Origin of the sequence: Sinorhizobium americanum (assembly GCF_001651855.1) — a bacterium.
Taxonomy (GTDB): Bacteria; Pseudomonadota; Alphaproteobacteria; order Rhizobiales; family Rhizobiaceae; genus Sinorhizobium; species Sinorhizobium americanum.
Window position 1 is genome coordinate 17,441 of the sequence record NZ_LNQC01000044.1, and the last position, 20,816, is coordinate 38,256.

The following is a 20,816-nucleotide window of genomic DNA, read 5'->3' on the forward strand; positions in this document are numbered from 1 at the left end:
CAGAATGAAACGCGTCGCGTTTCAATGCGTTAGCACACCCCCTGCACAGCTGGAAGGAACGATTCCGTTCATTCTTCGTTTCCCCTCGAACGGGAAGAGGAAAGCGCGAGCGGTCGTCCGTTCACGTCCCCCGCTGACCACCTGCCGCAAATCCGGCCGAATCGCCTGAGATGCGCGCGGTGGGGTAGGCCTCATCCTGAACGCCGCATGAACGAAGGGTTCCGGTGCCGTTCAGCTTGTCAGGACTAGATTTGGATCATCGAAGAGAGTGATCCGCCAACCCTTCGCTAAACGGAGAAAATGTCATGAGGAAGTTTCTTGTCAATGCAGCCGTCGCCGCCGTTGTCGGACTGACCGGCCTTGTCGGCACCACCACCACGGCTTCGGCCGATGCGCTGGTCTTCGAATTCGGCCAGGGTGGCGGCGTACAATACCGCGAACGCGACTATGACCGCTGGGACGACCGTCGCGACTGGCGCCGCGACCGCTGGGAACGCCGTGGCCGTTGTGAACCGTGGCTCGCCGTCGACAAGGCACGTGATCGTGGTCTGCGCCGCGCCCATATCGCCGACGTTTCGCGCCGCCAAGTCGTCGTCCAGGGCCGCCGTCACGGCGATCGCCAGGCCATCATCTTCGCCAATGTCCGCGGCTGCCCGATCATCGGTCGCTGGTAAGGACGGGTCTTTGTCTCCCGACAGTGCCGCGCGTCTTTTCAGACGCGCAGAGGTCGCTGTCAGACGTTGAAGCGCTGTATGTTTTTATCCTAAATCGGCTTCGATTTAAGGAACATGCAGCAAGGCTGACAAAAAGAGCCCCGCGCCTAGGCGCCGGGGCTCTTCTTTTTTGACGTTCAATGAGGGCAGCCTGGGACTGCAGGCGGTCGCTGCTACTGATCGACCGCGAAGGTGACGTTGACGGTGACGCTATAGGCCTGCTCGCCGGTTGCGATCGGCACCTGATCGGCGGCGAATTCCTTGGCCATGCTGCGCATCGGCACCGGCGGCTCGTCGCGGGCCGGTTGTTCGGAAAGCTCGATCAGCCGGCCGAGCGAGACTCCGGCCGCTTCCGCCAGCACTCTTGCCTTGTTGATCGCATCGGCGACAGCGGCCTTGCGGGCCTCGGTAATCACCGTCTCCGGCTTGTCGTTGGTAAATTCGATGCCGCCGCCCTGATTGACGCCGAGCGTCACGGATTGGTCGAGGACTTGGCCGAGCTTCGCCAGATCGCGCACGCGCACGCTGACGCCGTTGCCGACCTGGTAGCCGACGAGCTCCGGCGGGCGGGCGCTGCCGTCGCTGTTCTGGGGATAGTTGTATTGCGGCATGATCGAGAAGCCGCTTGTCTGCAGGTCGCGCTCGGCAATGCCGGACTGTTTCAGCGCCGAAAGCACCTCGGCCATCGCCTTGTTATTGGCGTCGAGCGCCTCGCGCGCGGTCTTGGCGTCCTTGACGACGCTCAGCTGCACGATCGCCATGTCGGGTGCCGTCGTCGCTCGGCCTTCGCCGGAAACCTTGATCAGCGCCTGGCGGCCTCTCGGGCCATCCGGGCGCCCCCTGCCGTCTGCCTTGCCGGCACCGCTGTCCTGCGCTGCCGCGGCTGCCGCAAACGCACCGGCAAAGGCGGCGGCCATCGCCGCGACATGGACCGAGCGGGCAATGCGTGTGGAAATCATGGATGTTACTCTCCGGTTGTTATCGGTCAAATCCATGCTTATCGATTGTGTAGGCATTGCGGCAATGGCTTGTCGGCAAAAAGGTTTTCCGCTAGAGCCATTTGCAGCCTCGAACTGCCATTGGTTCGCGGCGGCCGGACGACCCGGCAGGGCCTGTAGCTCAATGGTTAGAGCCGGCGGCTCATAACCGCTTGGTTGGGGGTTCGAGTCCCTCCGGGCCCACCATTCCCTGCGTAAGGGTTTGAAAATTGAAAAACAAAAGAAAAATCAAACCAGTCCAAGACACCTCTGCTACACAAGAGTGCTACACAGAGGGGTCGGAAGAGGTGACAAAAGTTGTTGGTTTAGTACGGCGAGGGAGCACCTACAGTCTTCGTCGGAGAGTTCCGACTGATTTGGTCGAAGCTGTGGGCAAGCGCGAAATCACGATCTCACTGGGAACTTCGGACTACAAAGCGGCAGCGAAGCGAGCGCGGCTTGAAACCGTAAGACTTGATGTCGAATGGGACAACCAGCGTGACGCATTGAAGAGGGGGCAAACCCATGCTCTCGCCAGTACGGTATCAGAGGCGGAACTCCGCCGCCTAGTTCTTTCCGACTTCTGGTCAAGTCAGCAGGTTACGTCAATCGTGAGGGTGGAGACGGACGACGGCCTAACCAATCTTGAAAGCCTCGAAGCGGAACTGGGCGGGCTCGAAACCGGCGACCCGTCTTCCCTCGCTGGCGTGTTTGCACACGCGAAGACGCTAATTCTGGAAGGAAAGTTACCGATCAACCTCCCGCCTGATTGGAAAATCGGCGAGCACCTTGGAGCATTCGAGGCGTCGCCTGAACTGACGAGACTTCTGGAATTGCTACGGCGTTCCGATGTGGAGAAAATTAAGCGGCTCATAGACCGCTTCGAAGGTGGCCACGGCGACAACGCCTTCGATCCATTATTCGCCGGAGTAAGCTCGATTTCACGAGCACCCTCCGCAACCGAGGGCATCACCCTGGGCGACGCGATCAAACGGTTTGAGACTGACCCCACACGCGCGCATCTTGGGGATACAGCCGATGCCAAATATGTCGTAACATTTCGAACGATGAAAGAAGTCATCGGGGCTGAACGGCACCTTGCGTCGATAACGAGAGCAGAATGTGCGGCAGTTCAAGAGGTCATCGCCGGATTGCCTGCAAACGTTTCCAAGCTCAAGCCCTACGCGAATTGCAAAACAATGCGCGCCATCGTTACGAAGGCCGCCGAGCGACAAGACAGGCTCATGTCTCCCGGAACGGTTCGGGTCTACACTCATACACTAAGTGCGTTTTTTAACTGGGCCATTCGAAAGGGGCTGCTTGTTATCAATCCGGCGACGCGGCTGGCGCCGGCTAAAGGTTCGGCGGAAGTGTCCCGCCGCCCATTCACTGTGGATGAGTTGAACAAGATCGCGAGCGGTCTTCCGGAATGGTCTGATGACGGTAGGCTGCCGGGGCGTTATTGGGTGCCGCTGATAGCGATTTTCTCCGGCATGCGGTTGGGCGAGATCGTCAGCTTAACAGTAGACGAAGTGGCGGTACGAGACCAAGTCGAATGCTTTGTGCTCCGCAAGACGCAGGACAAGAGCCTAAAAACTGCTGGCAGCGAGCGCGTCGTTCCCCTCCATCCGCAACTTAAACAATTGGGATTGTTGCAACGCGTTGCAACATTGCGAGAACAAGGCGTAACGCGTCTATTTCCCGACCTCCGGGGCGGAACACAGGATGAACTCTCTGACCTTTTCCAAAAAAGGTTCAGCTATTGGCTGAAAACGGTTCTCGCAATCAATGAAAGGGGTGTTTCCTTCCATTCGTTCCGCCACGGCTTCAGAGATGCTTTACGAGAGGCGGGAGTGCCTATCGACGCAACCCGTGCGCTGGGTGGCTGGGCAAGATCGGGAGGTGTGGAAGAGCGCTACGGTCAGGGCACAAGGCCCGCAACTCTGGCCCGTTGGTTGACCGAGGTCGAGTACCCCGACTTGATTTTGCCGCCGCCTGTTTGAGGCGATACGTCCTGTTTCGCAGCGAAGGAAAGGAATTGTAGGGCGTATCCGAGACAACCCAAAGCCACTCAATTTCCCCGAGGGAGATCATCTACCGGTAGTTGACCGGCCGCGGTGCGCAAGCTAGCGTTCATTCATGTGCGCGAAGCACTAGCCAGCGGGCAGCAACTTCACCTTGCGGGATGATGGTGCCAACCGTTTTCCAACTTCGCAACGACCTACTGACTACGGCTGCCTGCTGGCACTAATGAGGCTGTTTATGCTTTCTGTAATTGAGAAGGCAATTGAAGATGAGGCAAAGAAGCGACTGGCGCGCTATTCTCAGGCTCAATATTACAAACATAAATACGCTTCAGTCTTCAGTAAGAGAACTGGCTCGAAGGCCAAGCTAAAGCCGCACAGTTTGCCGGCTGCTTGGGATTTCCATAGGCAGTTTGATCCTAGATACTGTTTGAACCACTCAAAATTCTTATCTCGGGGCCTCTGGCGCAGCCTACAGGTAGGCAACTACATCCCGTTGGAAGCGCTGCGGCGTTCATTTCCCAAACCAACAGGGGGAGTGCGCATAATCGATGCATTCAGTATTCCTGATGCAGCAATCGCTAAAATTTTTGCGAAGAACTTAATCCGCCGCAACGCCAAGGCCTTTTCTGATGCCAGTTACGCGTATCAAGAAGGGAAGACAAATCTCGACGCTGTTCTGCGCCTTCGGACGATGATCCAGGGCGAAACGGTTTTTGTCTCTCAATATGACTTTACCAAGTTCTTCGACAGCATTTCCCATGTATACCTGAGGAATTGCTTATCCAAGGGTGGCGACTTCTTGACCACCACGATGGAACGCGGCGTTTTGTCGGCAGTGATGACGCACACATGGCGCGACCTCGATGGAAATGTTGGTGTTAGAGACGAAGGAATACCGCAGGGTAATAGCATTTCACTTTTTTTGGCCAACGTCGCTGCGCATTCGTTAGATAAGGATTTGGGAAGCCTGAGCGGGTCTTTTGCTCGATTTGCTGACGACAGCGTCGTGGTTAATTTGAGTTATGAAGACGCATTAAAGTCCTCGGAAGCCTATGCACGCTTCTCGAAGATCAGCGGTGTGAAGATCAACAAGGTCAAGTCGACGGGTATCCGCATCTTCTCAGACGTTCCATGTGAGATGGCGCACATCGATGAGTTCAGTTTTTTAAGCTATAAATTCACCAGGCATGGACTGGGAATGAGCGCCAAGGCAGAGGCCAACATTAAGCGCCGGTGTGCAAAGATAATGTACAATAACCTGCTGCTGCACCTGCGCCGAACTAAGAAGCTCGCCGCGGGACGCCGAGGTGCGGGCTTTGTGGATTGGGACTTGGTAACATGCGTCAACGAATTGCGCCGATACATATATGGTGCAAGACGGCAGGATGAGATTGATGATTTCCTAAACGGTGTAGGCAGGATAGGTCGCTCGACGGGCGCAGTTGGGTATTTTTGTTTGCTCGAAGACAGCGCGAAATTTCGGCAGCTTGATGGATGGCTGCTCCATGTTCTTCAGGCAATGTACTCAAGGCGTCTCCAATTACTGCCGAAGAAGCTAAAAAGCTCCGCCAAGCAAATCTCTGATGAGAAACTGCTTTCTGGAGAATGGTATGACTTTCCCGCCATCTCAATGGAAACTTCACTACCCAGTTTCTTTACTGGTTGGCGCGCAGCACGGAAGAATTTTGCTAAACATGGCCTTGGGGGCGTGGACCCTACGGGCGAAGGATACGCTTACGAATGAGCGACGAACTTAAGTATTATCGAGATCTAACTACAGTCATGTGGAAAACTAGAGGAGCACGTTTCGGCGCGGCTGCCTCTCTATCCTTCAAAGATAGAGTGGGTATTGGAACTGCAGCATTCCTTTCTACATATATGATTGGTTGGTCAGTTGCCTCGTTGGCTTTTCCGGATTTTTTTACCTCCGTTCGCGGAAGTGTTCTGAACATCGTTTCGATTGTATCCTCCGTAGCATTATTGGCGATAACGCTGATGGAGTTTGCTTTTGGGCGCTCTTTGAAGGCGCAAATCTTGCATCAGAATGCGCTGTCTATCTCTGTGATAATGCGAGATTTGGAAAGGGAACTAGCAAAGGCTGTGCCTGAGCTTGATAAACTTAAGCAGCTTGCGTCTCAATACGAGCAGCTTAACCTAGAAACACAGGTAAACCATACGGCACAGGACTACAAACGTTGGCAGTACAGCGTGGCGAGTTCTAAAGAATGGTGGATGATGCCGATCCTATTTGTTAGATATAACATATATCGGGTGTGGATTTTCATCTCATCCATGTTTATTTACATCGGATTGTGCATTCTTATTGTTGTTGCTACGACTTGGTGTGCATTTGGTCTTTAGTTGGAGAGCTTGTAGCGATCAAAGGCCGTTCGGGATTTGACCTGCACATGTATCTCAGATGAACGAAAATCATTGATTTCGCTCACTATTGCTCCTGCGTCGGTCTCCACCACCTCCTTGACCCACCTACGAGGCTCGCTTCTCCATCGAAAGCCTTTGCTCTTAAAAAATGCTCGCAACTCGTATGGGGCTGCAACCTCAACGATCGCGGTAGTTTGTCTAGCGGATGACAACAGCAGTTGAAGGCCGCTTTTGTCCGCCACCTTTTGAGGAAGCGTAAGGACGTTGAGCAGCGCGTAGCAGTCCTCCAAAGCGCGATGGCCCCTGTGAAATAATCCGCTTTGATATAGGAGGTAGCCTAGCTTAGCCCCTTCAAAACCCAGCCTCCTCCATGGAACTTCCGTCGCGGAGCATGCCCATGCTTTGTCCGCGAACGCCTGGCAGAGCTTTTCACACATAGGTCTGTCAAAGGCAGCATTATGGGCAATAATGAGGTTCGCTTTGTTGATGATTTGTTCCAACGCCACCCGATCGATCGCCTTTCCCTTCAGCATATCGGGTGTAATTCCAGTAATGTTCATCGCGTCGGCAGAGAGAGGGTTGTCGGGCTCTTGTAGTCCCTCGAACATCCCAATTACCCGATGAAATCTATCTACTTCATCGTAGGTGAACGCTAGAATGCCAACCTCGACAACCTCATCGTCGCGGAGATCTAATCCGGTTGTCTCTGTGTCCACTATGAGCGCAACTCGCTCGTTGGGTTTCAAAGCTCCCGGCGCAATACCTGGGGTGTCGATAGCGCGAAGCACTCGGAAGGCGCCCGTAGCTTCAAGACGATCTATCATCTGCTGCTGCTCTGCGGTGATCTCCCTCGCAGACATGATCGGTCCCTTCTTGATACAGATATTATATCTAGGCAGTCTTAGCGTGCATCGCAATTGAATGGTTGTTGTCGGCGTGCTTTAGCCTGCTCGGCATAACAGCCTCCTACGCAAATTACTCCTACTCGGAGAGTTTATCCGCCTGTTTGAAAGATTTCCTGGTAGCTGGCGATGTCTGCGACAGTTGAGTGCAGCGCCGGCTTCCGTATAACCCGGGTACTTTATCAATGGTAAATCGCAAGGATGAAATGACGGTAAGTGCAACGAACGTGCTTTACATAAAGCTGGGACGTAACGGCGAATGGGAAAACGCCAGCCTCAAAGACGGCGAGCTCCGTTTTGGGTACCACGGCACGCCCCAGGCACTCTGTGTTCAGGGAGATTGGCAGGGCGTCTGGGCGCATTGGAATGCCAAGCGGAGCGATCCAGGTGCTGCCACGAGGGACATGAAGCAGATCAGAGCTTTCTATGAAGCGGACGCGGCGACGATTTTTGTCACGTTTGCCCATAATCGAATGTATTGGTGCCAACCTTCCGGTCCTGTCCATGCGCTTCCGGACGGCAGCCACAGTCGAAAGACTGTCTCGGGATGGAGCTGCAGGACTTTGAAAGGCGTTGAATTGCGATCGGACAGGTTGTCCGGCCGGTTACTCAAAGTGCAGATGTTCCGAGGTACGATCTGCGATGTTGGAGCAAAAGATTACGTTCTCCGGCGCATCAATGATGAGCTTTCCCCCGAAGTCGCTGCAGCCGAGGAAGCAGAGCGCGTTTTAATGGAGGCCATCGTCAATTTAATGCGGCTGTTGACGTGGCAGGATTTCGAACTGCTGATTGATCTGGTGTTCTCCTCAAGCGGGTGGCGACGGGTCAGTGCTGTCGGTAAGACCCAGAAGACTATCGATCTTGAGTTGATGTTGCCGACGACCGGTGAGCGGGCGTTCGTCCAGGTTAAGTCACAAGCGAGCCTCTCTTCGCTCGAACAGTACGTAGGTCTCCACCGCCAAGCGGAGACCTATGACAGGATGTTCTTCGTCTGGCATACCGGTGATATTCCTGAAGACCGCAAAGTGGACGGTGTCACCCTGCTGGGACCGCAGAAACTATCCCGGATGATCCTTGATACCGGGCTCTCCTCATGGCTGCGGGAGAAAGTTTCATAAGGTGAGGCTCACAGTTGCAACCCGTTGCACCAAAAGCGCTAGTATGTGTCGGAAGATAAGCGACATTTCCTCATCGAGGCTGGCGTCCTAATGCCTTCAATGGCAACACCGTCGATAGGCGTCGGTCGATTGCGGTGAAGGGTGGCAGGGCAGCCCTGCGCCACACCGGCAAATAGAGCCGCTTAATCACGTGAAGGCGGTGACCTGAAATCCACTTTCTGTGCAATGGGTGTTGAACACGCCGCCGAAATTCGCAAGATGGGCGCGTATTGGGGCGAGGAACCGGGGGAATTTGCATTGTGCTTCGGCTGGAAGAACTTAAACGTGGGTCGCTTGTCGACGGGCTTTCGCCAGCCGGAACAGCCGAGATCATCTCAGTTGATTGGTTGAGCGACCAGCAACTGGAAGTCACTTACCGGACCTCAAAAGGCCTCGACCAGCGTATACTCATCCGCGAAGATCAGGATCGGCTTTTTTCGGCAACGGCCTCGACGCCGTTTTCGTTTGAGGGAAACGCCGAAAATTTCCGTCTCGCGGCGGAAGCGCATCGCATAGCGCTGGCTCATCTGTTCGATCCCTATCTCGCCCTGACCAGTTCCGACATCGAGGCGCTGCCTCACCAGATAACCGCCGTCTATGGTGAGATGCTGGAACGTCATCCTCTCCGTTTCCTGCTTGCAGACGATCCCGGTGCTGGCAAGACCATCATGGCCGGTTTGTTCATCAAGGAATTGATGATCCGTGGCGATCTCAAGCGCTGCATGATCGTTGCGCCCGGCTCTCTGGTTGAGCAATGGCAGGACGAATTGAAGGAGAAGTTCGATCTTGACTTCAAGATCGTCGGCCGCGAGATGTTCAGCGCGAGCTACAGCGGCAATCCGTTCAACGACGAGGACCGCCTCATCCTGCGCCTCGACATGGCCGCCCGGTCAGAGGAGGTGCAGACGCTGATCGAAGCCTCTCGTGACTTCGACCTCGTGATCTGCGACGAGGCGCATCGCATGTCGGCCAGCTATACCGGGGGTGAGGTCAAATATACCAAGCGCTTTCAGCTTGGCCGCATGCTGGGGCGCAACGCGCGTCACCTCCTGCTGATGACCGCCACGCCGCATAACGGCAAGGATGACGATTTCCAGCTTTTCCTGTCACTGCTCGACAACGACCGCTTCGAGGGCGCGTATCGCGAGGGTGTACGCACGTCCAATGCGAAGGATTTGATGCGCCGCCTCGTTAAGGAGGAGCTTTACTGGTTCGATGGCCGGCCGCTCTTTCCCGAGCGCCGCGCTTACACTGTCGACTATCCGCTTTCCGCTGCCGAGGCTGACCTCTATGCGTCCGTCACCGAGTATGTGCGCGAGGAGATGAACCGCGCCGAACGTTTCGCCAAGACAGACGAGAAAAAGCGCAACAATGTCGGCTTCGCCCTGCAATCACTGCAACGCCGACTTGCCTCCTCGCCGCGCGCGATATGGAAGTCTCTGAAACGGCGCCGCGAGCGTTTGCAAAAGCGACTTGAGGAAGAGGAACTCAAGCTCAAGGGCGCGCATCCCTCCTCCATGTCGTTGCCCTCGCCCATCAACGTGCCGGATGACGATGATCTGGAGGAAATGCCGGAAGAGGAACTAGAGGCCCTCGAAAACGAGGCTATCGATACCGCCTCCAGCGCCCGCACGCTCGATGAACTGAAAATCGAGATCGAAAGCCTCAAGGTTCTCGAGGAAAAGGCATACGTGCTTTGCCGCTCCGGTGAGGATGCGAAATGGACCCAGCTTGCGTCCATCCTCGACCAGCCTCCCGTCTACGATCCGGGGACAGGCCGCCAGAGGAAAATTCTCCTCTTCACCGAGCCGCGCGATACGCTCGACTATCTTGAAGAAAAAATCATTGTCCGGCTGGGCGACCCAGAGGCGGTGAAGGTCATTCATGGCGGCGTGCCGCGCCAGCAACGCCGCGCCGCCGTTGCTGCCTTCAACGACGATCCAAAGGTGCGCGTCCTGATCGCCAATGATGCAGCCGGCGAGGGCGTTAACCTCCAGCGCGGCGCACATCTCATGGTCAATTACGATCTGCCGTGGAACCCGAACCGGCTCGAACAGCGCTTTGGACGTATTCACCGCATCGGCCAGACCGAAGTGTGCCATCTGTGGAATTTGGTCGCCGGCGAGACCCGCGAAGGCGCGGTCTACCAGCGCTTGCTGGAAAAGCTCGAAGAGGCGCGCAAGGCGCTCGGTGGCAAGGTCTATGACGTCCTCGGCGAAGCCTTCGAGGACAAGAGCCTCAAAGACCTGCTCATGGAAGCAGTGCGCTATGGTGACCGTGAAGACGTCCGTGCACGCCTCAACCAGAGCATCGACGGTGCAGTTGATCAGTCGCATCTCAATGCGCTGACCAAGCGTGCCCAACTTTCGCAGGAAACGCTCGATCCCGAGCGCGTCAGGGAACTGAAATTCGAGATGGAGCGGGCGCATGCGCGCCGCTTGCAGCCTTACTACATCCGCATGTTTTTTGAGGAAGCGTTCAAGCGGCTGGGCGGACACATGGCCGCGCGCGAGGAAGGCCGCTGGGAAATCCTGCGAGTACCGGCGCTAATCCGCAGCCGCGATCATCTGACAGGTCATGGCGACCCAGTGCTGGAGCGCTATTCCCGTGTCTGCTTCGACAAGGCGCACATGCACAGCGCCGACGGGCAGCCAAACGCGGCGCTGGTCGCGCCCGGCCATCCATTGCTGGATGCGGTGGTGGACCTGACAATCGAGCATTACGAGGCTGCGCTGAGAGAAGGAACGGTGCTCGTGGCGGACGCGGATGGCGGCGAGGAACCGCGCCTTCTCGTCATGACTGATCATGAGGTCAAGGATGGCGTCACCGCGCTGAATGGCCAGCCGCGCGTAATCTCCAAGCGCCTCCAATTCGTCAGCCTCGGCAAGGATGGAAATGAGCGCGACGAAGGAGCCGCGCCCTATCTCGATCTGCGCCCGTTAACGGCCGATGAGCGCGAACTGTGCGGGGACGCGCTGGAAGCCGACTGGCTGAAACAGGACCTTCTGGCGCGGGCGCGCGCTTACGCTAGCCAACACCTTGCGACGGAACATCTGGAAGGAGTGCGGCATCGCCGTCTCGATCATATCCGCAAGGTCGAAGAGGAGGTCCGCGTCCGGCTCAGGAAGGAAATTGCCTATTGGAGCCGTCGCGCCGACCAGCATCGCCTCAACATGAAGGCGGGCAAGGATGAGCGCCTTGCCCTCGCGCAGGCCGAGGAGCGGGCAGCGCGTCTCGCCGACCGGCTGGAGCTTCGCCTGATCGAACTGAAGAAGGAACGCGACATCTCGGCCGCGTCTCCCTCTGTTCGAGGTGGCGCACTGGTCATTCCCGCCGGACTGCTCGCCAGATTGAAAGGTGAGACAGTTTTCCACGGCGGATTTGCCAAAGAGACGGAAGAAACCGAGCGCTTGTCGATGGATGCTGTTATGCAGGCCGAGCAGGCGGCCGGTCGCACGCCGGTCGACGTTTCTATGCACAATCGCGGCTGGGACATCGAGAGCGTAACAATTGAGGGCGAATTGCTGTTTCTGGAAGTAAAGGGCCGCGTTGTTGGCGGGCGCGAAATTATTGTGACGAAGAACGAAATGCTAAAGGCCCGCAATGCCGGCGACCGCTACCATCTGGTCTATGTACCCATCGAGGCAGGTTTTGCCGGTCAGCCACTATATCTAAGCGATCCTGCCCGGCATTTGTGGGACGAGGGGGAGTTCCGTGACATCTGCCGCCACTATGCGGTCAAGGACATTGTGGCGCTGGCAGCGACAGCCCCGAAAGTCTCGGGGTTTGCCGAACAATGACAGATCGTGCACGTATCAAGCTCATCGAGCATTCCCTTCCCCTTGAAGCCATCAATCTGGCGAACAAGACCAAGAACAAAGCTCCAAAATACTACCCGACAAAGCTTCACAAATACTGGGCTCACCGGCCACTGGCGACGAGCCGAGCCGTTCTGTTTGGCCAACTTGTCGATGATCCATCGGCATGGAAAGACAAATTTCCGAGTGAGGAGGATCAAGCGCGGGAACGACGTCGCTTGCACAAAATCATTGAGGAAATGGTCGAGTGGCCGAAACCCGATGCAAAAGACCAGAAGCGGTTCGAGCAGGCGATTGAAGCCGCGCGTTATGAAATCGCGCGGTCGGTAGCGTGGGGGCTTGGCGAGGAGCCGCCTACCAAGCCGAAGGCCGTGATTGCCTATCTTCAAGAGAAGGGACCGCCCGTATACGATCCCTTCTGCGGCGGTGGGTCGATCCCACTGGAGGCGCAGCGGCTTGGACTTCGCGCCTATGGCTCAGACCTGAACCCGGTTGCCGTCCTTGTTACCAAAGCGTTGATCGAGTTCCCGCCGAAATTCACCAATCTGCCGCCGATCCATGCGACCGTGAATGGGGAGCGCGATCTTGTCGGTCGCGATTGGAAGGGCGCGCAAGGGCTGGCGGAGGATGTGCGCCGCTATGGCCGGTGGATACACGACGAGGCGGAAAAGAAAATCGGCAACCTGTATCCACAGGTTAACTTGCCCGATAGCTCCAAGGCAACGGTGATCGCGTGGCTATGGGCACGCACGGTCGCTTCGCCCGATCCGGCGCAAAAAAGTGCACATGTGCCGCTCGCCTCCTCCTTCGTGTTGTCATCCAAGGCAGGAAAGGAAGCGATCGTCGTCCCGGTTAAAGACGTAACAGCGCAAGACGGCTGGCGCTTCACGGTCAAGTCGAACGGCGTGACCAAGGAAGAACTAGCTGCTGCGGTAAGTGGGACGAAAACCGCGCGCGGGTCGAACTTCACCTGCCTGTTGAGCGGCGCTGCTATTGATAGCGAGTACGTCAAGGCCGAAGGCAAGGCTCGCCGAATGGGCGTACGGCTCATGGCTCTTGTGGCGGAAGGCGCGCGCGGACGAATATATTTGGAGCCAAGCGCCGAACATGAAGCGGCAGCAATAGTTAATGCGCCCGATACGCCTGAACTCGACCAAGATTTGCCAAAGAACCCGAGGTGGTTCTCGCCGCCAGACTACGGCATGCCGCAATATAGTGACCTTTTCACCGCGCGCCAGCTAACCGCACTGGCGACCGTATCCACGTTAATCGGTGAGGCACGGCAAAAGGTGCTTGTGGACGCTAAAGATGCGCGTGTCTTCGCCGATCATCCTGATCCGGATAAGTCGCTTACCGAAGGCGGCACCGGTCCGGCTGCCTATGCCGATACCGTGGCGACATATCTGGCTTGTGCCCTCAGCCGAGCCTGCGAATACAATAGCTCAATTTCAACATGGCTTCCTAAAGACAGTGCCATAAGGTCCACATTTTCCAGACAGGCGCTTCCAATGATCTGGGACTTTTCAGAGGCCAACCCTTTTGCGAAATCGAGCGGCGGATGGTTGTCTGCAGTCGAAACATCATCTGAGTATCTGATGATGTGTGATGCAGGCTCTGAAGCCAAATGTTTTGTCATCAACGCCCCAGAGAACTCCTATCCGATTAGGCCGGCCCTAATTTCCACCGACCCGCCCTACTATGACAACATCGGTTATGCCGATCTATCGGACTTTTTCTATGTTTGGCTGCGTCGGAGCCTTAAAAACGTTCACCCTGATCTCTTCCGCCGGCTAGTTACTCCGAAGAAAGAGGAACTGGTGGCGACACCCTATCTGGACAACCGAGGGACTGAAGCTGCAGAGCAGCACTTTATGTCCGGAATGAGCGAGGCCTTGGCAGCAATGCGTCGAGCTTCAACGGAAGCGCCGCTTGCGATCTATTACGCGTTTAAGCAATCCGAAACGCGTACTGACGGAATTTTGTCGCCGGGCTGGGCTGCCTTCTTGCAGGCGGTCGCGGACAGTGGCCTTCAAGTGGACGCAACATGGCCGGTTCACACCGAGGCTTCGAATAGGAGTATTGGGAACAATGCCAATGCTCTCGCCTCATCCGTCGTGCTTGTCTGCCGCGCGCGTGCTGAAGATGCCAGAACGGTCCGCCGTCGCGACTTCCTGCGCGAACTGAAGCCGGTGATGAAACAGGCCATTGAGGATCATCAGAAGGCTGGCGTGCCACTGCCCGACCGGCGGCAAGCTGCGATTGGCCCCGGCATAGGGGTCTTCACTAAATATGCGGCGGTGCGCGAGGCTGACGACAGCGAAATGAGCGTTGCCGCTGCACTGGTACTGATCAATCGCGAGATCGATGAGGCGCTGAGCGAGGGTACAGAAGCGCTGGACCCCGAAAGCCGCTTCGCGCTCGAATGGTATCAAATCAGCGGCTACAGGCTCGTTCCCGGTGGTGCGGGCACCGCTATCAGTATGTTGCAGGGCTTCGACCTCGCTGAAGGCCGCATGAACGCGTCCGGCCTGTTCCGCTCGCGCGGTGGTGACGCCAAGCTGTTGACCCGCGCCGAAATGCACGAGGCGGACCCTAAGTGGCGGCCTATGAACGACGGCATCTTTACCGTCTGGGAATTGGCTCAGCACCTCGCCCGCGTCTTCCATGCAGAGGACGGCGGCATCGACAAGGCCGGGCACATTCTCGCCGAGAACCGCCGCTCCGGGCCGGATGTCCTCCTCGTCGCCGAACGCCTTTTCGAGATCGCCACCAACAAGGGCGACAATGACGAGGCGCTGGTCTGGAACCAGCTTCAGACGGCGTGGCCTGAGATCGAGCGCGCCGCCGACCGCGCCGAGGAGGCGGGCGTCGGGCTGCATATGGTGCAGGGCAAGTTATTGTAGGGTTGAGAGCAATGAACAATCGCGACCGTATCGCACAATTGCTGGGGCTGATCGAGCACGGCTGTCTGCCTTTCGTCGAGAGAGCGCTGAAATCCGGCTTCGGCGCGCAATGGCGGCAGACGGCACGGCTACCGAAATCGCTATCACCGATGGCGGACCTCGATGCCTATTCGCTGCTCTATGCGATCATTCATAATTGGCGCGATGTCTTTGAGAATTCGCTAAAGCCGGAAATGCGCGATGCGGCATCAGCTGCGCTTGCGGGCCGCAACAAACATTCCCATTCGTCAAACGAGATTGACAATCAGTTGACCTTGCGTGCGCTGTCTGGTGGCGCGGATTTGCTCAATGCAGTCGGCGCGAAGGACGAGGCCGGCAAGGCTTCTGTGCTTCTGAACGGGCTTCTTACGACAATGACCGGAGCCGCCACGGCAGATGCGAAGCCCACGGCCTCATTGGCTGCTGGCACGGAACCAGCTCGCCGCCCGACACTCACGCTGACTTCAACGCGCGCCAGAACTGAAGAGCCACGACAGGAGGATTTCTTCGGCGGCGGCGAGGTCGAGGGACTGAAGCCTTGGCGCGTGGTATCGCCGCCGCGCGAGGACGTGCTGACCGGCAGGCTCGACAAGGATAAGTTTGCCGCCAATCTCGCTGCCGCCGACCGTGAAGAAGGTGAGGAAACCTATGCCGACCCGATTGAGTTCTTCAATGCCACCTATCTGACTGCCGGACTGCGCATGACGCTTGAAAACGCCGCCAAGCGGCTGACGGGCGGTGGCGGACCTTCTACAATTGGGCTGCAAACCAATTTCGGCGGAGGCAAGACGCACACGCTCTTGTCGCTCCTGCACATGGCGCGACTTCAGGACTTGAGCAGAGCCGGCAATCTTTCGTCCATCGCCGCTGCTGTCGGCGCCTCCAGCCTTGGGGAAGTCAACCTTGCCGTCTTCAGCGGCAGCGACAAGGGGCCGGACGTGCCACTCGCAATGGCCGATGGCCATGCCATACGCACGCTTTGGGGTTACCTCGCGTGGCGGATCGCCGGTCGCGATGGGTTGGCGCTCGTGCAATCTTCCGAGAATGCCGGGACCAGCCCCGGCGGCGAAGTTTTCCAGAAGGTTCTGGCGCTGAACGGCAAGCCCTCGCTGATCCTGCTTGATGAGTTGGTCGTGTTCGTGCGTCAGCTTGTCGGCGAGCGTTACAACGCGCATATCTCGTTCCTGCAATCGCTAACGGAGGCGGCGGCGCAAATCCCCAATGCGCTGATCGTAGGCTCGCTACCGGAAAGCGATCTTGAGGCGGGCGGCACCGACAAGGGCCGTGAGACGCTGCATACGCTGGAAAAGCTGTTCGGCCGCACGCAGTCGGCATGGCAGCCGGCGCAAGGGTCCGAAACCTATTCGGTAGTCAGGCGACGGCTGTTTCAGGAACTCGACACCGAGGGCGAGAAGCAGCGTAGGCGAACGGTGGAGCGCTTCATCAAGCTCTATCGCGACCACAAATCGGACTTCCCATCGGGCACGGGCGAGCGCGACTATGCCGACAAGATCATGGAAGCCTATCCGATCCATCCGATGCTGTTCGACAAGCTCTCGACGGAATGGGGAGCGCTCGAAAAGTTCCAGCGCACACGCGGCGCGTTGGCGCTTCTGGCGCGAACGATCTTCGCTAGCTACCGCGAGCGCAGCGACGAACCGCTGATCCTGCCGAGTTCCTTGCGCGTAGATGATCCAGCCGTGCGCGGCGCGCTTCTAGAACCGCTTTCCGGTCCCGTATGGGGTTCTATCATCGAAGGCGAAGTCGATGGTGACACGTCGCTCCCGGCCGAAATGGAGGCGCGACGGCAGCGTTACCGTAACGATCAGGTAGCACGGCGCGCGGCGCGTGCCGTGTTTGTCAGCACCGCTCCGGCGGGCGATGCCCGTGGCGGCATCACCGGCCCGGAACTCAGGCTCGCCTGCGTCAAGCCCGGCGAACAGATTTCCATTTTCGGCGATGCTCTGCGCGAAATCGCGGAACGGTCAGCGCATCTCTATGAAGCGGAGGGCCGCTACTGGTACGGCCCGCGGGCCACGCTCAACAAGCTCGCCGACAACCGGCAACTTGACGTGGACGACGATGCGGCCGACGCCGAGATCATCAAGTTCCTGAAAACCGACGAGCGGTCGCGTGGCAATTGGGGCCGCGTTCATACCGCACCCGACCGAGCTTCCGAGGTGGAGGATCGCCCGACTTCCGGTCTGGTCATCCTTGGCCCGAGCCATGTTTATCAGGCTGGCGGCGGATCGCTGGCGGAAGTGGAAGCACTGGACGGTCTGGATCGCCGCGCCGGCGGACAGCGCAAGTATCGCAACGCGCTTGTTTTCCTCGCGGCCGACGAACGTGGGCTTGAAGATGCACGGCGCACGGTCAAGCGCATGATGGCGTGGAAAAGCATCGTTGATGACCGTAGCCTTGATCTGACCGACAGCCAGAAATCGGATGCGCAGAACCGTTTGGCGCAGGCGGAAAAGGCAGCGAAGGATACCGTGCGCAAGGCATGGTCGCATCTATTGGTGCCGACGCCATCGCCATCGGACCAGAGCGTCGTCGTGCTTGAGCATTTCGGCATGCGCCTTGGCGCGCAGCGGGCGCCAGCGGAAGCGGCGTGGGATAAGGCATCCGAAGCGGCGGTGATCGCCACTACTCTTGGGCGGGAGAGCTTCACCGAGCGCATGCTGGAGCTTTGGCCGCAAGGCAAGTCGGACCTGCCGGTCGATCAGGTCCGCGATTGGTATTTCGAGTTCCTCCATATGGAGCGGCTGCGGGACGAGGTTGTGCTGGCGGGCGCGATTTCTGACGCCGTGGCTGATATGGACCCGGCGAGCGCCAAATTCGCACTGGCGGGCGGCAAATCGGCCGAGGCGTATCAGGAACTCCAGTTCTCCAAGAGCGTGCCAGTGCGCTTCGGTCAGAACATGCTCATCGTGCTGCGAGATGTTGCCGAGGCAGCCAAGAAACAGGATCAGGCGGGTGAAGGAGGAGATACCAGCACGGCGACAGCCGGCGGCTCCACCACACAGGGGGCGTCGGGATCGACAGATACCGTAAGCCAACACGTGCGGCCGAAGAGGTTCTCCGGGATCATCGAACTGGACCCCATTCGCGGCGCGATGAAGGTTTCACAAGTTTTTGAGAGCGTCATTGCCGAACTCGACCGCGCGGAGGGCACAACATTCCGTATCGTCCTCGAAGTTCAGGCGGAATGCAGCGGAGGCTTCCCGAGTGATGTCGAGGGCGACGTGACGGCCAATGCGGGAGCGCTCGGCTTTCTGCGGAAACAGTTCGACCGAGATTGAATGCTGCTGGCGCCCGCTCCCCGAGCAGTGGTTGATCCTGGCGAAGATCGACATCGCAATTGGCAAATGGAAAGGCGCCTTCGATCGGCCATATCCCCGCCTCATCGAGAAGTACAAGCAGGCTGTCCTAGCGGCGGCGTTTCGGGGGCAAGAACCTTAGGCTCGTTGCAAGACGCGCTTGACCTGTGCGGCGCTCCAGTTACCACCACGCGGCGTCGGTATCCCGCGTGAGGTCAGCTCTGCGGCGATGGTGCGGAGGGAAGCGCCACCGGCTTGAAGTTCACGGGCAATCGGAGCGACTTGGGAAGCAAATTCGAAAGCCTTGGCGGCCCTGGCAGCGCGCCCGAGTTCGGGGTTCACCTTCGCGCCGCGGAAGCCACCGAGGACCTTGCCGCGATCTTTGGCAGCCTTCAGCGCTGCTTTCGTGCGCTCTGAGATGAGACCGGCTTCGAGCTGGGCCACCGCGGCCATCTGCTGAAGGATAAAGCGGCCCATTGCACCATGAACTTGGGGGATGTCGCAGAAGATCACTTCCACACCGCTGGCAAGGATGGCTTCGAGGAACGCGACGTTCCGCGCGAGGCGGTCTACCTTGGCCACTACGAGGGGAAGGCGGAGCATCTTGGCGGCAGCGAGCGCCTTGGCAAGCTCGGGGCGCGACGAGAGCTTGCCGCTCTCCACTTCGGTGAACTCCCGGACGGGCGGATAATCGTCAGTCATGAAGCGGCGCACGGCCTCACGTTGAGCTTCAAGACCGAGGCCTGAGCGGCCCTGCTTGTCCGTTGTCAACTACCCCTCGACGTATTGCTTAGTCCCTATAGACCGCAAAAGACTTCAGAGCTGTAGGAGCCATGCGCGGGCATGCGCGTCTCGCGGTCGTTGTGGCGACGAGACGCAGACGTCAGCTGCATTTTCGAAAGTATGTGCTCCTAGACAGGCGCTCAGGTTGTGCATTAAGGTGCTGTTATCTGATTTGCTTCACTGTGCGGAAGATGCTGTTTTCTATTGCTGGTGGGAACCGGTTGCGTTATGGCCCGTTCTTCCAGCAGTTAGACAGCGGAGGGAGAGACATGCCGTACGCTGAAATTCCATCTGACGATGCAGTCGTTGATGCGTTGAAGAAACTCGGGGGCCGCGCTACCGCCCGGGAGCTCTGCGAGGAATTGGTTAAAACGAACCGTCCCCGCAGAGATAGCCAACTGGCAATCCAGCGGGCTTCGGAGCGAGGCCGAATTTCCGTAGGCCACGACTGGATGCTGACCGTCGTTGCAGAGGCTGTGGCTGCCTGACCACAGTGCTTTGGGATATTGGCCACCGCCAAGCGCGGCGATATGAACGAACGAGTGGGGACCAGCGCTCGGAGTTCGAACGCGACCGTGATCGCCTGCTTTACTCCTCTGCGTTTCATCGATTAGCCGGGATCACGCAAATTGTTCGCGCCGGTGAAGCGAACGTTTTTCACACCCGTCAACAACACACCATCAAGGTGGCGCAAGTGGGCCGCCGCCTAGCCCAATTGCTGCAAAAAGAGCAGCCTGAAGAGGCTGAGTTTCGAGGACTTGATCCCGAGGTTGTTGAGGCCGCTTGTATCGCTCATGATCTTGGGCACCCGCCGTTTGGCCACGTCGGGGAGCACACGCTCAACGAACTTGTCCTCAAAAACGATGACGACGGCTTTGAAGGCAACGCTCAGTCGTTTCGTATCATGACCAAGCTAGCCGTCCGCTTTGCCGACGCCGACGGACTTGATATGACACGCGCAACCCTCGCAGCGTGTCTAAAATACCCGTGGTATCGGGCCAAAACGGGTAAGGGGGCAAAGAAGTGGTCGGTCTATCGGTCCGAGAGGGTGGACTTTGAATTCGCCCGCGAACGTCACGAGCACAACGAAAAGACGCTCGAAGCTGAATTGATGGACTGGGCGGATGATGTCGCTTATTCGGTTCATGATTTAGAGGACTTCCATCGGTGCAATGCATTGCCGTGGCGCAAGGTATTCGCAGAAAAAGATCGGATTATAGGTCACGCTCTTGGCGCCGGTGCCGGAGACCTGAAAGCCAAAGAACGTGTCACTGCGGCGTACGATCGCTTGAGAGAATTCCTGGAAGGCACGTATTCCGAGTTGTTGTCCGAGCCTTACGAGGGTGCGCGGGAGCAACGCGAGCAACTCCGGCGAATGACATCTCAACTCATCGGAACTTACATACAAGCGGTGCGTATTAATACTGACCGGTCATCGAACGTTGCAGTTGAGTTCGATCCGGATCGCGTAGACGAAGTCAAAATACTGAAACAGATCACTCGTGATTACATCATTGGAAGCCCGACCTTGGCTGCCCAGCAGTACGGACAGAAGAAGATAATACGTGATCTGTTTGACGCTTTGACTTCAAATCCTGACAGTTCAACTGGGTATCCCACTTTCTTGCCTGTTAGGCTTCGCTATCTTCGGCCCATGGCGGGAACAAGCCCCGCACGGTTCGTCGCTGATTGTATCGCGAGCCTGTCTGAGGCAGAAGCAATAGCGCTTCATTCACGCTTGACCGGTTCCGTGACGGGTTCGGTGCTGGACCCGATTGTGCGGTAGTCAAGTCGC

The 20,816-nt window shown here is 57.7% G+C and carries 12 protein-coding genes and 1 tRNA gene; 10 read left to right on the forward strand and 3 right to left on the reverse strand.

What is annotated here, in order from left to right; translation table 11 throughout:
• Positions 1-305 precede the first annotated feature (305 nt).
• Positions 306-674: a hypothetical protein gene (locus ATC00_RS07310; RefSeq protein WP_064252396.1), complete on the forward strand. Its 369-nt coding sequence runs from the start codon at positions 306-308 to the stop codon at positions 672-674.
• Between the two features lie 212 nt (positions 675-886).
• On the opposite strand, the gene ATC00_RS07315 is transcribed toward ATC00_RS07310, so the two are convergent.
• Complete coding sequence (locus tag ATC00_RS07315; protein WP_064252397.1) at positions 887-1,672, reverse strand: SIMPL domain-containing protein; 786 nt, start codon at positions 1,670-1,672, stop codon at positions 887-889.
• A gap of 149 nt (positions 1,673-1,821) precedes the next feature.
• On the opposite strand from ATC00_RS07315, the gene ATC00_RS07320 reads away from it, so the two are divergent.
• The 4 genes from ATC00_RS07320 to ATC00_RS31975 all read left to right on the forward strand — a co-directional run bounded on the left by ATC00_RS07320 (position 1,822) and on the right by ATC00_RS31975 (position 6,078).
• A tRNA-Ile gene (locus ATC00_RS07320) sits at positions 1,822-1,897 on the forward strand.
• Positions 1,898-1,920: 23 nt separating this feature from the next.
• Positions 1,921-3,693 carry a site-specific integrase gene (locus ATC00_RS07325; protein ID WP_153045178.1) on the forward strand — a complete coding sequence of 591 codons (1,773 nt, stop codon included), beginning with the start codon at positions 1,921-1,923 and terminating at the stop codon, positions 3,691-3,693.
• A gap of 259 nt (positions 3,694-3,952) precedes the next feature.
• A complete protein-coding gene (locus tag ATC00_RS07330; RefSeq protein WP_064252399.1) occupies positions 3,953-5,461 on the forward strand; it encodes a reverse transcriptase domain-containing protein in 1,509 nt (502 codons plus the stop codon).
• Positions 5,458-6,078 (forward strand): SLATT domain-containing protein, encoded by a 621-nt coding sequence (locus ATC00_RS31975; protein WP_153045180.1) that lies wholly within the window; start codon positions 5,458-5,460, stop codon positions 6,076-6,078. Before ATC00_RS07330 ends, ATC00_RS31975 begins: the two co-directional genes overlap by 4 nt.
• Here ATC00_RS31975 and ATC00_RS07340 read toward each other — a convergent pair.
• Positions 6,075-6,959, reverse strand: a complete 885-nt coding sequence (locus ATC00_RS07340) for a 3'-5' exonuclease (protein ID WP_064252401.1) — start codon at positions 6,957-6,959, stop codon at positions 6,075-6,077. The two genes, ATC00_RS31975 and ATC00_RS07340, sit on opposite strands and share 4 nt — an antisense overlap.
• A 227-nt stretch (positions 6,960-7,186) precedes the next feature.
• Here ATC00_RS07340 and ATC00_RS07345 point away from each other — a divergent pair, with 227 nt between their 5' ends.
• The 4 genes from ATC00_RS07345 to ATC00_RS07360 all read left to right on the forward strand — a co-directional run bounded on the left by ATC00_RS07345 (position 7,187) and on the right by ATC00_RS07360 (position 18,220).
• Positions 7,187-8,119 (forward strand): hypothetical protein, encoded by a 933-nt coding sequence (locus ATC00_RS07345; RefSeq protein ID WP_082912126.1) that lies wholly within the window; start codon positions 7,187-7,189, stop codon positions 8,117-8,119.
• A gap of 299 nt (positions 8,120-8,418) precedes the next feature.
• Complete coding sequence (locus ATC00_RS07350; RefSeq protein WP_064252403.1) at positions 8,419-11,958, forward strand: helicase-related protein; 3,540 nt, start codon at positions 8,419-8,421, stop codon at positions 11,956-11,958.
• On the forward strand, positions 11,955-14,879 hold the full coding sequence (locus ATC00_RS07355; RefSeq protein WP_064252404.1) for a DUF1156 domain-containing protein: 2,925 nt from the start codon (positions 11,955-11,957) through the stop codon (positions 14,877-14,879). The genes ATC00_RS07350 and ATC00_RS07355 overlap by 4 nt, the downstream gene beginning before the upstream one ends.
• Before the next feature lie 11 nt (positions 14,880-14,890).
• Positions 14,891-18,220, forward strand: a complete 3,330-nt coding sequence (locus ATC00_RS07360) for a DUF499 domain-containing protein (protein WP_064252405.1) — start codon at positions 14,891-14,893, stop codon at positions 18,218-18,220.
• 156 nt (positions 18,221-18,376) lie between these two features.
• Here the strand turns inward: ATC00_RS07360 and ATC00_RS07365 are convergent, their stop codons facing one another.
• Positions 18,377-19,009: a recombinase family protein gene (locus ATC00_RS07365; RefSeq protein WP_064252406.1), complete on the reverse strand. Its 633-nt coding sequence runs from the start codon at positions 19,007-19,009 to the stop codon at positions 18,377-18,379.
• A 505-nt stretch (positions 19,010-19,514) separates the two neighbouring features.
• Here ATC00_RS07365 and ATC00_RS07375 point away from each other — a divergent pair.
• Positions 19,515-20,807, forward strand: coding sequence for a deoxyguanosinetriphosphate triphosphohydrolase family protein (locus ATC00_RS07375; protein WP_064252408.1), 1,293 nt, complete (start codon positions 19,515-19,517; stop codon positions 20,805-20,807).
• Positions 20,808-20,816 lie beyond the last annotated feature (9 nt).